This is a genomic window from Blautia marasmi (assembly GCF_900258535.1).
In the GTDB taxonomy this organism is placed as follows: domain Bacteria; phylum Bacillota; class Clostridia; order Lachnospirales; family Lachnospiraceae; genus Blautia; species Blautia hominis.
In genome coordinates, this window is sequence record NZ_OIWX01000001.1 from 521,013 (window position 1) to 535,440 (window position 14,428).

5 protein-coding genes are annotated in these 14,428 nt (G+C 46.9%); all 5 read right to left on the reverse strand.

The features are described from left to right. Positions 1–234: 234 nt before the first annotated feature. Complete coding sequence (locus tag C6P39_RS02245) at positions 235–3,072, reverse strand: dockerin type I domain-containing protein (RefSeq protein ID WP_104802649.1); 2,838 nt, start codon at positions 3,070–3,072, stop codon at positions 235–237. A 158-nt stretch (positions 3,073–3,230) separates the two neighbouring features. Beyond that, positions 3,231–4,931: a cache domain-containing sensor histidine kinase gene (locus C6P39_RS02250; RefSeq protein ID WP_158661434.1), complete on the reverse strand. Its 1,701-nt coding sequence runs from the start codon at positions 4,929–4,931 to the stop codon at positions 3,231–3,233. 5 nt (positions 4,932–4,936) lie between these two features. Further along, complete coding sequence (locus C6P39_RS02255) at positions 4,937–6,457, reverse strand: response regulator transcription factor (RefSeq protein WP_104802651.1); 1,521 nt, start codon at positions 6,455–6,457, stop codon at positions 4,937–4,939. 177 nt (positions 6,458–6,634) lie between these two features. Then, the gene (locus C6P39_RS02260) at positions 6,635–10,702 is read right to left on the reverse strand and encodes a glycoside hydrolase (protein WP_158661435.1); all 4,068 of its coding nucleotides are present in this window, start codon (positions 10,700–10,702) and stop codon (positions 6,635–6,637) included. A gap of 86 nt (positions 10,703–10,788) precedes the next feature. After that, a complete protein-coding gene (locus C6P39_RS02265) occupies positions 10,789–14,421 on the reverse strand; it encodes a family 43 glycosylhydrolase (RefSeq protein WP_104802653.1) in 3,633 nt (1,210 codons plus the stop codon). Between the last annotated feature and the right edge of the window lie 7 nt (positions 14,422–14,428).

Here is a 14,428-nt window from a genome sequence, read left to right on the forward strand (position 1 = left end):
ATCAGTTTTGTCTCTGTAACATCCCTTTTCGCCATATCTGCTTTAATATCTTATACAGGAAATGAGTGTGTTAATCATATCCTTACCACTTCTTCCCATCCCTTAGACATTGCATAATCATATCCGTCAATTGACCTGAACAACATAAAAATCCGGCAAAACCTTAACATTTTGCCGGACTCTTATGACAGTCCCCACTTCAATACAAATAATGCCAAAGCAGGGACTTATTTTCTAAAACTCTGTTATTTTTTCTGACGCATATTGAAGTATCCCGTATGCATCACTGCTGTCCGATACGCCGTCCCCGTTTACATCAGCAGCCTTATGCTGTTCTTCTGTAAGCTCCTTATATTCTGCTGCATACTGAAGCACTTCCGCTGTATCTGCCGTATCCACGGTTCCATCCAGGTTCACATCACCTTTGAGGCGGGCTTTCAGGATTTCTTCCACCAACGCTTTTACAGCTGCACCCACTGACGATGCATCTGCTGTCTGATCCTCATAGATCTGTTGGGATTTCTCTGTCGTTTCCGCAAGACCTGCGATGGTGTCTGCCACATAATCTGCCGGATTTTTCAGGATTTCATTGGCTTTGTCCAGTGCATTTTTCAATTCAGATTTATCTGCTTTTCTCACCAAAGCAGTCATGGCTGCTGCCAGATCCTCATATGCCTGTTCTGCCTCCTCCGGGGCAGCCTGAGGATTCGCTGCTGTGTCCTTTGCTGCTGCCAGCGCTGTCTCCAGTGCCTTTGCGCTGCTATCAGTATACATATCTCTATTATTGAGCAGTTCCTCTGCTTTCCGTATCAGGATATCAAGTCTGCTATCTCTATCTTCAATCAGCAGACAATTCGCTGCAGACATCAGCCTTGTTGCCGCCCCATTGACGGTTGTCTGGTCCGCACCTTCAAGAGTATATACGCTCTCCGCGTATGCCAGAGCATCTCTTACTGTCTGTATGCTTTCCGATGTGTATTGTTCCGGTGCCCCGCTGTCTGCCAGTATTGCTTTGACTCCATCAATCACGGCTTTTAAACCTACCCGCTGTACATTACTCTCCAGCAGATTACACACAGTCATCAGTTTCAGGAATGCATCATCCACCTCTTGCTGGGCTGCATCCGGATCTTCCAGCAGTGCCCTGGCCTCGTCAAGGGCTGACTGTACTTCCATCCAGGATGCCTCTGTATAGCACTGGCTCTCTGTCTGTTCCTGCTCCAGTTTCTCCGCCATACCAACTGCCAGTTTTAGAGCATCATCCTGCACTGCAGCCTCCTCTTTAAAATTTATGACCAGTCTTGTTCCATAACCTTCACCGGCTTCTTTACTTCCAAATTGAAGGCAATTTCCTGCTTCCGTCTCATTTAACGCAAAGCTTATGTACTGTTCTTCCGGATAGTTTTCTTTAAATTCTCTGACCAGCTTTGTCACATCAGCCTGTACAGTCTTTGCGCCATCGTTGACTGCAAATTCTTCAGATACAACAGAAGTATTTTCAAGGTCAGAAGCATCATAATGCAGCTTAGGAAAATTCAAACCTGCAAGATCCTCCTCCTGTGTGTCCTCTTCTATACCTGTCCCTTCTCTCCACTCAGGATCAGCCAGGACAATACGCACACGATCCGTTTCTGCGTCTCCCGCCTTTTTCCCCAGATAATTCAAAGAAAGATAAGCACTTTCCACTTCTCTTTCCGTATCCGGCAGATCATATTTTAAGAATCCAATCTTACAGTCATACTCCCAATCCGGCCACCACCAGCCTGAGCTACCGGATTCCCCTATTCCCTCAACACCGGATTGTCTCTGCATCTGAAGGTATGTTCTGCCTCCGTAATTATTATATCTTTCACTTTGCCATGTCTGGGCTGTGGTATCACTTTCCGGAAGAGTACCGGCATATCGGCTGTCAACGAATTCTTTTAATGCTGCTCCGTCAAAAGGAGTGACAATAATCTTACTTCCATTCTGATCATCAGCCCTGTCCTCCACCTTCTCCACATTTATAACCGATAGCAGCATGGCTTTTAATTCACCATTTTCAATATATACATTCGGCCGTTCCAGCTTTGTCCAGTTATTTTCGGTACCATCCTCATAGCTCAAAAAATTTTCATACGGTGTATAGGCTGCCCCTTCATGCAATGTCCAATTCGTAAGGCCGTCAAAAGATGTCATATAATATGCCTGTTTTGCATTCCACTTATTTACCAGGCAGTGATACAGCCCATCTGAGTACCACATCACCGGATCTTCCATATCATCCTCTGTGGTGTCCAATCCCGGAAGATTCCACCACAATCCGTTACTTTCCACATGCCAGGGGCCGTTTACAGAATCTGCGGTGGCAATGTCTCCATTTCTGCTGACTGCCTGATATCTTCCGTCCGGTCTTACGAAGATACTGATATTGGTCATAGTAAAACTTCCGTCACAGTCCATCTGCTCAAAATGGGTCCATTCGCCCCCGTTCTCCAAAGTCTTGGAGAGATGTATGGTGCCCTGTACCTCCCAGGGGTCACCCAAAACAATGCCATATCGGTAGCCCTCCTCATAAAGCGGGTCATTTCCGCTCAATACAAAAGGATATACATTATGTCCTGCCCCTTCATAATAATCGGGCCAAAGCATCCCCTGGTCTTCATAAGGTCCGTATAAATTGTCACTGACAGCATATATGGCCTCCGAACGTTTCCATCCCGGATACCCGTTTTCTCCTTCATGACCGCCACGCTGATCCCACCGGCTGGCAAACATATAATACTTACCTGATTCTTCATCCCTGATTATGCCTCCATCCCAATAGGAATAATCAGACATATCATCGTCCTCCAGGCCATTAAACTGGTCACGAGGCCCTACTTGGGCTGCACCCCAGCAATCGGCTGACAGACCGCTTGGATCCATGACAGGCATGGGCAGGAAACAATCCATAAACTGTGAAATTTCAGACTGCCCCTCCACGGCAAAATCGGTTTCTTCTGCCCGCACATGCATAACCGGAAAGCCGGATGATATAGTCAATGCACCTGTCAGTGCAAATGCAGCAGCCCTTCTAAATAGTTTCCCCATTTTTCCATCTTCTCCTAAACTTTCTAATTTTTTTCTATAATATCACATCTCCTTTCATTACCTTTAGGACTATATTCCGGTGTTTTTTTAATATTTCTACCTATAATAGGACTTTATTTATAATTTTGTATTTTTTCCCGTATATGTAAGAAGGCTGTCTACTTATCGGCCGGAACAGATATGGTCACGGTCGTCCCTTCATGCTCCCGGCTTTCCACACGGATCCCGTATGCACTGCCATATAACAGTTTTAACCGGTCATCCACATTCTTGATCCCGATTCCACTGTAATGCTGTGCCATTCCGTTTTTCTCATGCAGTTCACTGAGCTGTTCATCCGGTATTCCGATTCCATTGTCTATGATTTGAATCTGAAGTCTGCCTCCCAAGGTGCGTACCAGAATCTTTATGCTTCCCTCTGCCCCATAGGGAAATGCATGGAAAAAGGCATTTTCGACAAAGGGCTGGAGGATCATTTTGGGAATTCTGTATTCCTCACATCCAAACGTAACAAAATATTCCACCTGTATTTTATCACCATATCTGGTATTGTTGATGAGCACATAATTTTTCAGATTTTCAATCTCTTTGGCTATGGGGATATATTCATCTGTATTGCTGATCGTATTTCTCAGTAGCGAAATAAACGCATCAATGATCTTCGTTGATCTCTCAACATTTCCCTGGAAGATAAGCCACTTTATGCTTGCCAGTGTATTATAGATATAATGGGGATTGATCTGCATCTGCAGGGCTGAAATCTCTGCTTTCCGCTTCTCCTTCTGGCTGGTCATCAGTTCCTCTATGTATCGGTTCATCTCATCCAGCATTGCATTGTAGGTGCGGGACAGTTCTTCTATCTCCTTTGACCCGGTGAGGTTTATATGTTCGTCATATTTGGTTTCCCCGGCATTTGACATCTTATCCACCATCTCCGACAAAGGCTTTGCTGTCTGGCTTACAAAATAAAATATGATAATCCCCGTCACAGCCATGACCGTAACACAGATTGCCACGATCATGGGTACATTATACAGGTCCTCCAACGCCTTTTTACTGTCAATAATACCGTAAGCAGTACACTTGTAATATGGAAGTTCCTTCTCCAGGGTTATACTTGTATGCGGATTCTTATCCGGGACTTTTTCGCCCAATGATTCCTTGTCCGAGGAAGAGATGACAATACCTGCCTCATCTGCCAAGTAGAATTCGGCGTAATCAGACGTAAAATAATCGTAATACTCCTTAAAATCTTTTTCTTTCAGCGTCACGTAAGCCACCCCATAAGGTGTTACGCTTCCAGGAGACCTCAGGGCTTTGACTGCCATAAGCACAGGGACATCTCTGGTTGTAGATGTATATCCGCTGTCTTTGAGCACATAGTGGGCAGTTTCCGGGTTTTCCATGGCGTATTTTGCCTCCTCTGACTCCATGATCTCATTCACAGGCGTTATGATCCGCTCCTCCCGGTCCAGATAACTGCCCCCGCTCTTACTCACCGCCATAACACTAATATCATCCATGCTGGACGGAATCGCTTTCTTCATATCCTGATCCGCACTGTATGCGATCTTAAATGCCTGCTGGGGATTGGAGTTCTCCTGCTGCAGATACAGCTTCAGATTCCAGCTTGAATTGACCTGATTGAACAGCTTCATCAGGTCCTCGTGATACGAATTCAGCTCATTCTCAATCCTGAAAAACACCTTTTTCTGGGACTCCCCGTAGGTATCCACAAAAACACTTTTGGATATGCTGATTATGATCACAGTGACCATTAAGATGCCGCATAGGAGTCCAAAGGTGACGACTGCCAGGATCTTTGTCACCATACTGTTGAGATATATTTTTTTCTTCATACGCATCACCGGATCCCACGTCTGTACATACTCGGCGTACTCCCTGTAGCTTTCTTGAATACCCGGCAGAAATAGCTTTGGTCCGCATATCCCACAGCCGAACCTATCTGTGCAATAGAAAGATTGGATCGCTCCAGGAATTCACAGGCTTTTTGGACGCGGATATGGTTGAGATATCCGCTGAACCCCTCAGATATGTGCTGGTTAAAATACGCAGACAGATAGGAATAGCTGAAATTAAACTCCTCTGCAAGACTCTGCAGATTAAGCTCTTCCGCATAGTGCTCCTGTATATAGTCCAAAATTTTTCCCAGATAGACATTCTGATCGTCTTCTGTATTCACCATCACTTCCTCCAGCTTGTACAGCATTTCATCAAAAACTGCCAGGAAATCATCGCAATACATGACCTGCTCTATTTTCACAAAGTACTCCCGTCTGATCTCTTCCAGTTCACGGATATGCTCTTCACAGCTCCCAATAAGATTATACAGAAGATTCTTTGTCTGGTTTTTAAGCTTAAACTCCTGCATCTGGTTATTTGCCGCTCCGTAAATATAAGAGCGGTACAATTCTATGGCCTCGTGATATTTGCATACAGCTATAAAAGATGTGAACTTCCTGAAGTCAAATTTCTCCCAAGGCATTTTGCCTGCTGCCCCTGTTTCCTTTTTATAAAGATGCATTCCTCTGTTATAGAAAATCTCCTTCTCCACAACTTCGGACTCCTGATATTCCCTTTTCAGTTCCTCCATCCGCATATGGCGGACTCCCAGAACCCCCAGAACCCGTTCTGAGATCAGGCCAAGCTGTCCCATGAAGACCTCCAGGGCATGGATAAGCTTCTCATCATCCTTTACGCTGTAATTCAGCACCACGCACAGAGTTTCCTGGCCGCGCAGGAATTTTAAATAGCTGCAGTATGTAATTCCTTTCAAAAATGATTCTACTTTCTCATAAAGGACCGGTGACATATCAATACCGTTACCATCCCTATAACAGAGCGGAAGCAGAAACAGCCTGTAACAGCTATGGGGAAATAGTCCCTGAAACGCCTCCGCATGTACGCCATTTTCCTGGGTCAGATAAGTTTCAAGTATGTCATCAGCGCTGGACGCGGCTTTCCGTTTCAATTCCAGATCAGGAACCTTTTTCGCTGCCCTGCTCACGATCTTCAGCAGCTCCTCCGGATTAAGCGTTGGCTTCAGCACATAGTCCACGGCACCGTTTACAAGCGCTTCCCTCACATATTCAAAATTGTCATAACTGCTCAGCACAACAAGTTTGATATCCGGATACTCCCTGTTTACTATTTTAATAAAATCGAGGCCGTTCATTACGGGCATAGCTATATCACACAGGATAATATGGGGCTTTAACGCTGGAATCAGGTCAAGGGCCTCCTTCCCATTGGATGCCTCTCCTGCGATCACATACCCTTCCTCCTCCCACCTCATCATAAAGCGGATTCCCTGGCGCATGATGAACTCATCGTCTATTATCATGATCCTGCACACACTTTCCATAACCGTTCCCCCATCTCTTTCTTTTCTCTACGGCAGTATCCGGCTCTGCTCCATTCCCTGCCCCTGACTCCGTTCAGTATACAAAAATCCGGACATATCTGCTGAACACAACATGCCCGGATTTTCCATCCTTTCCTTTGAGACAAAGCGGTTATTTGCAATCCGCTTCGCTTCAGGTTAAAATGATTTGATTTTTTCTGCGGCAAACTGTAGGATCACAGCCGCATCACTGCTGTCTGCTATCCCGTTTCTGTCTACATCTGCTGCCTGCTGCTGTTCATCCGTAAATTCTGCAAGCTCCGCATTGTATTTCAATACCGCTGCAGTATCTTCTGTATCCACTGCACCATTTAGATCAACATCACCCATAAGGCGGGCTTTTAGGATTTCATCTATCAGTCTTTTTAATGCATTCCCAACACGTTCTTTATCTGCTTCAGCATCATCATAAACCACTTTGGTTTCATCTGTCAATCTCTGAAGTCCTGCTATACTGCTTTCCAGATATTTTTCCGCTTCAGACAGGATTTCTTCTGCTTTATCCAGAGCATTTTTCAGCTCTGCCTTGTCTGCTTTCCTCACAAGTGAAGTCATGGCCTCTGCCAGCAGCTCATAAGCCTGCCAAAGCCCGCCCTCATCTGCCTGACTGCTGCCTGACGCTGCTTTTGCAGCTTCCAGCGCCTCTTTCAGTTTCAGGATACTGGAAGGGGTATACTGCTCCTCTCTCTCCAATAATCCCTCTGCCTTCTGAATCAGAATATCAAGCCTGGTGGCCTCTTCCCTGGCCAGCAGTCTTGTCACTGCATCCATCAGCTCCCTTGCCGCCTGATTAACAGTTTCCTGATCAGCAGCTTCGCTGCCGTATACCTGCTGCGCTTTTTTAAGGGCAGCCCTCACTGCTTCTACGCTGTCACTGGTATACTGTTCCAAAACCACTTCATCACCCAGAATGGTATCTGCGCCCTCCATTGCGGCTTTAAGTCCTGTCTTCTGTACTCCGTCCTCCAGCAGATTACAAGCGGTCAGCAGTTTCAGGAAAACCTCATCTACTGCATCCTGGGACACCTCTGGGTTTTCTTTCACAGTTCTCGCTTCTGCAAGGGCTTCTGCTGCCGCCTTCCAGCTATCAGCTGTGTAGCAGTTATTCTCAGCCTGCTGTGCCTCCATCTTCTCTGCCATAAGGATTGCCAGATTGAGGCTGGTCATATCCGCTTCTGTCTGAACTCCTCCATTTAAATCCTTTATAGCCAGACGGATTTTTTCTGCGGCCAGATCTATGTCATTCTGTGCTGCGTCTGCACGGAAGAGCAGACTCCTGCCTGCTGCCGCGGCTTCATCCAGTACCGCCAGCTTTTCATTCTGATACGGATCTCTGTCAATTTCCTCCGCCTGATTGACTGCATCTTTCAGTGCCTGCAGCTCCAGTATATTCTGAATCCGTATGTAGGAAAGCACCGGATCTGGTCCACCATCAGCAGCTATTGTAATAGTGGCATTCCCCTCCCTATCACATGTGAATTCGTATGTCTCCTCATTCCATGGATTTCCGCTGTTCCAGGTATTTGTCTTTCCAAGTTCTATGGTTTCGCCACCTGTATTCAGAGAAACCTTCATGGGACGGTCTTGATTCCACCATTCTTTAAATCCGAGATTTAACCTGTATGTACCCTTCTCCAGAGGTACTGTATAGCTGATCGCCTGTCCCTGTCCGGCATACCATCCGGTATCGTAATTGTCATTTATATCCCCATCATATGCGTTGTAATCCTCTATAAATCCCCAGCTGCCTTCCGCATACTTTTGGTCCGGCGTCTCATTTAGAAGATCCGCATACCCGTCCACACGATAATATTCCGGAGATTTTGGACTGTTGCAGTCTATAAAATACTGCACATTCTCCGGTACGATCTTCACATTTGCGGCAGCCTTCACCGAGGCTCCTTCCACAGAGCCTTTAAGCGTCGTATTCTCTGTAAAATCTATGCCTTCCAGATCCCAGACCACATCCTTTTCTATTCTGTTTCCCATGTTGGTCAGGGCATATACTTTTGTGGGAAGTGCAGGTGTTATACCACTTACTGTGTATAGATTCCCGCTCTCCTCTATTTTTTCAATTCTCTCATCCAGAGTTCCTCTGACTACTTTGGCATAGTTCAGTTCCAAAAGCCTGTCTCCTTGTCCTTCAGCCTTGGTTATGGTGACCGTATGGCTGCCCTGACTGAGTTCGCCTGTATTATAAAGCAGTGAACCGCCGTCTTTGTTGTCCGCCGCCAAAGAAACCTGCTCTGCATCCCCTCCGTCTACCGATATATTTACCACGGCACCCTCCGGAGCTTTACTTCCGTAGATCAAAGCCTGTGTTCCTTCAAATGTGAGCGTTGCAGATGCGTTTTCCGCTGTACTGTACTTACCACCCCCGAAATCCTCTGAGGACTCCCCCCAGGAATCTTCATAGGAAAACTTATCTATATCAGAAACCCATGATTCCCCAGGCATCTCCACATCTGCCTCCACGATCTCTGCATAATTTTCCGGATTGCATATACTGCTTCCATCTGCCGCTTTTATAACATAGGTAGAAACAGAATTCCATGGAAGTGTAACATCCAGCACGCCATCTGTCACATCCTGTACCTCAGCCAGCTCACAGCTTTCCGAATCAGAAGTTCTGTACAGTTCTGCCTCTTCCGCACCGGGGAAAGCCCCCAGATCTATGGTATCATTTCTGTCATCACCGAAATTCTGGGCCACGATCACAAGCTCATCCCCCTGAGGAGAAATAGCTGCGCACATATTGGAATCGTCAATCTCGATCATGGTATATCCGGCTTTCAAATATTTACTATACTGCATCATAGTGTAAAACTGCTTGGTCACCGCCCAGTATCCTTCGCCAGGTACCCAGTCAAGCCGGCTGCCGTTTCCATCCACCAGATTGGTGTGGTAATCCGGTACCGGCTGTCCGTCTTTTTCAAAGACAGCATGGAGAAGCCCCCAGTTGGAATTGGTCTGCAGGCACTCATACTCACTGTCTGCCACCAGCCATGCGATCCATGCGGAAGACTGCAGTTCCTTTAAGTCCGCCATTATGCCTTCACTCTGGGAACGGGTATTGCCTGCCTCCATGGATTCATGGCACCCGTCATAGTGGCTGCCGCCTCCCTTTGTCACCTCAGACATCCAGAGCCCCTTATCGTACTTCCTGGCAATGCTGCGCAGCTCCCGTCTCTCGCTGTCACTGCCGCTGTATGTATGGGCACTTATGGTTTCCAGATTGGATTTCACATCATCATCCAGCCTGTTAAAAGAATTTATAGCATTCCAAAGGCTGGTCTCATCAGTACCCGTGATCCGCACATCATCCAGACTGCCCTGGAATTCATCTGCAATTAATGCGTACTGCATCTCACGGTAAGCTTTGGACTGCAGTTCCCTTGTATTAAATATACAGCCTTCCTGTTTGGTGCTTCCCTCATACCAATAGCTGGTGTCCGGCTCATTCAGCGGTTCCACATAAGATACTCCGGCACCGTACTTTGACTCCAGATTTTTGTCCACCCACTCCGTGGCTCTTGCCAGGTACATAGCAAAATCATCATAGCAGTCATCCTTCAGATTGTTGGGATCCCAGCCCGTACCACCTGTGGAGGTTCCCGATTTTGTCATATAATAAGGAGGCGAATTGGAAAATACTTTATTGATCACATCATTTTCCTGCCCCGTTTCTTCGGCGTAGGCTTTACGGTACGCATTTGCCTGCTCCAGCATCCAGAGCTGCCCCGCATCCTTCATCTCCTCTGTAGACTTAGCATAAAACTCTTCCGCCTGAAAGGGCGCTGTTCCGTCTGCTGTCCCCGTCATATCCTCTGTCCAGCCGGGGACCAGGCCTTCACATCTTTTGATACTGGAATCCTCTTTATCTCCGCCTCCCACATTATAGCGGACAACGTTCAGATTCAGATATTCAGGAGAAAATGCCAGCTCTGCGATTTCCTCCCGGTCAGGTCTTCCGTCCCCATTCCAGTCCGCATCTCCCCAGGAACCTATGGTATTCCCCCACCAGCAGAGGGAGGTCCCCCACCCTTCCAGTGTCTGGTAATGGATATCCGGATCAACCATTATATTCCCCCGCATATCTGCCTCTCTGTCAGCCATTACGGGCACTGCTGACGGTATTACTGCGGTTGCCCCCATCACGAACGCGGATATACCGGCCACTGTCTTTCTGTATCTCCTTTTTTTCATACTTGTCTCCTGTCTTGGATGTATTATAAAACACAAGGGGCAGAAATCATTAAGCATTCCGCCTATATTTTCTGCCCCTTTTAAACTTAAAATTCTGTTATTTTCTCTGATGCATACTGAAGGATAGACGCTGCATCCATACTGTCTGCTGTGCCGTCGCCATTCACATCAGCCACCTGGCCCTGTTCCTCAGTAAGTTCACTGATCTCCACTACACTTTTCAATACTTCTGCAGAGTCTTCTGTGTCAATAGCCCCGTCTGTATTCACATCACCCATCAGGCGGGCTTTCAGGACTTCGTCAATGAGCTTTTTGAGAATTTCGCTGACTGTGTCCGCATCTGCATCATCACTGTCGAATACTGTCTGGGCCTCATCTGTCACAGCCTGCAGACCTGCAATGCTGGCTTCCAGATATTTTCCGGATTCACCCAGAATTTCATTTGCTTTATCCAGGGCGTTCTTCAGTTCCTCTTTGCTGCCTGTTCTTACCAGGGACGTCATAGCTTCCGCAAGCTTGTTGTACGCTGCGCTTATCTCAGCTTCTGATGCCTCTTTATTGCCATCCACCGTTTTTGCTGCTTCCAGCGCTTCTTCCAGCTTCTGCATACTGGAGGCCGTGTATTTATCTTTTTCCTTCAAAAGCTCTTCTGCTTTCTGAATCAGGATGCCCAGTCTTGTTGTCTCATCTTTTACCAGCATACCGGTCACTGCGTCCATAAGCTTTCTGGCCGCATTATTTACAGTCCCCTGATCCGCGCTGCTCTCTGCAAATACATGCTCTGCCTCTGTGAGCGCGGTTCTTACTGCTTCTATGCTTTCAGCTGTGTAATCTGCCAGTGCCGCTTCATCTGCAAGGACTGCCTTTGCACCTTCGATGGCTGCTTTCAGGCCCACTCTCTGTACACCGTTTTCCAGAAGATTACATGCTGTGATCAGTTCCAGGAATGTGCTGTCAATATCAGCCTGCGCTGCATCCGGATTCTCCATAAGTGTTCTTGCACTGTCAAGGGCTTTCTGGACTGCCTCCCAGCTTTCTGTTGTATAACAGTTGTTCTCCTGCTGTTCCTGCTCCATTTTCACTGCCATGGCAATGGCCAGTTCCAGACTTTTACGGTTAGTATCTACAGACGGTCCTTCACTTTCGCTGCCCATCATTCCAATCCAGCTTAAGACGGGATCGGAGTCGCCTGTTTTACTGATAGTCACTGTCACTTTTCCTGCTTCTGTGATCTCAAAGGACTGAGTGATCTGCAGATCTTTGCTGTCATATGGCAGCGTAAAATCCTGTTCTCCCAGAACCTGCTCTCCCATGGTGATGCTCACTTTCATACCTCTGTCTGCATCCCACCATTCCTGGAAACCTGCTGCCAAAGTGTATGTCCCAGGCTGCAGATCAAATGCGTATGCAATGTTCTTTCCTTCTGCTGCCCACCAGCCTGTTTCCAAATAATTGCCGTCTCCGTGAAGCCCCATATCAAAATTGTCTGGTGATTCCGACTCAGTAACTCCGGTATACCCGGCCTTGTTTTCCTCTGTATATTTCCGGTCAGCGGTGTCGTTTTTCACTTTATTACCCAGTTCTTTTTTTACAGCGTCGAAGTATTCTGAGCTTTCTGCACCGCTGTCAAAGAAATAAAGGGTGTCTTTGTTTACAATATTCATTACATGGTCAAAACTTTTTCCCTTTTCGGTAAGTGTTCCTGTTACCGTTACGGTTCCGATCTTATCTTCGTCATAGCTGTCCATGCTCCAGGTCACCGGAGTTGTCTCCTCCTCTGTGCCGTAAGAGATAGTCACCTCTTCCGGAAGCTGTCCGATCACTTCGGAAACAGAAGACGCCGCTGTGGGGAGATCTGAAGTCACTTCAAAGATCCCTTTTCCGTTCAGGTCTTCCAACGTCCAGTTTTCATATCTTCTCAGTGCGATCTGTTCATTTGGCTGGAATTCAACCGGAATCCATACATATCTCGATTCACTTAAATCTCCTGCATTCCATCTGTCACCCATGTAGATATACTGGCCCTTTTCTGCATCTACAGGGAATACACATGTACTCTGGGTGTCATATGTGGTTCCGCTGCCCCAGTCTGTACAGGGGTCACCGATTTCTGTCCATGGTCCCATCGGATGGTCTGCCACCGCATATTTTGCCTGATTGGGGCTCCATCCGGTACATCCTGACGTAACTACATAATATTTATCTTTGTATTTGAACATCGCCGGGGCTTCCCGGGACCAGCCCTCAAAGTTACGGGTAAAGTGCACGCCTTCTTCCGCTTCTTCCCGCGGTACTTCCAGTCCTGTATACTCATCATTTAATCTTGACACAAACATGGTCCTGTTTCCCTCTGAGGAATAGATTACATATGCAGTCCCATCGTCATCTTTAAAAAGATTCATGTCGCGGACCGAACCACGGCCGTCCCAGCCATCGTACCCATGGTCTGCATTTGGGTCGTTGTGATAATTCAGTTTATAACTTCCCAGAAGTTTGAATGGTCCTGTAGGGCTGTCGCTGATGGCAACACCTGCTTTGGCTTTTCCATAGTCAGCATCGCTTCCCGGATAACGGCCGTCAGCATGGAACCAGATAACGTATTTTCCGGTTTTATCGTTGTAAAGCATCTTTGGACGTTCCATAACGCCATTGTTTTTGTCCAGATCCACAAAAATCTCTTCCTGCTTTTCCACACTTTCATTTCCATATAATTCATTGAAATACGGGTCTGTCTCAAACTGCTCCGGACTCTCCATCGTGCGCAGTACCACACCTTCGTCCGTCCAATTATACAGATCTTCCGAACTGTACATATGGATGCCGCCAACCGGACGATAGTCATTGGTCTTATCCTCACCAATCCAATACCACTTAGTCACACCATCTACTGTCAACTGCTGTATCTGGCCTCCGTGGGCCTGAATTTGGTTTCCGTTGGTATCGTACATGGTATCCCCTGCCACACCTGTGATGGAATCGTATGTGGGAACTTCCTTCTGCTGTTCATCTACAGCCCTTACTTTTACATAGTTTAGAATGGGGTCCTGATTGTTGCCTGTTCTTCTGGGAGATTTTATCTCAAGATTCAATTCCCCGTCCGTAACCTTTGTGGTGAATGTTCTATATACCCACTCTCCATAATTAACAGATATATCCGTGGCAACTGTCTCTCCTTCCAGCATGACATTTACCAGGCGGTCGTCCCAATAATGTTTAAATGCCACAGACACCTCGTAGGTATCTTCCTCTAACCCTTCAACCGGAGTTTCCGGAACCTCAAAGGAATATCCAAGTGCACTTTTATACTGATCAAATGTCACGCTGTCTGACATGTAAATAAAGCTGCTGCCAATATCCGTTGCATCATCACCGCTGTTCACAGCACTGGAGTATTCATTTGCAGGATTACGGCCCCAAGTGGTTCCGGTCCCCTCATCCACCCCATACTCCTGATCCATATTGGACTGCAGTACGCCCATGCGCTCTGAATCCTGATTGGGAACAACCGTGGGGTCCGGAGTACCGCAGTTTACGGTATAGAGTACATTATCATTTTCTTTGATCAGTTCATATGTCAGCCCCTGCCCGTTTTCCTGCTGTACCTGAGGTGTATCCTGCTCCGCCGCCACGACCGGCATTGCCGGTGTTACAACGGATACGCTCATAGCGATCACGGATATTCCGGTGACTGTCTTCTTAAAACATCTTTTGCCCTTCATAAATACC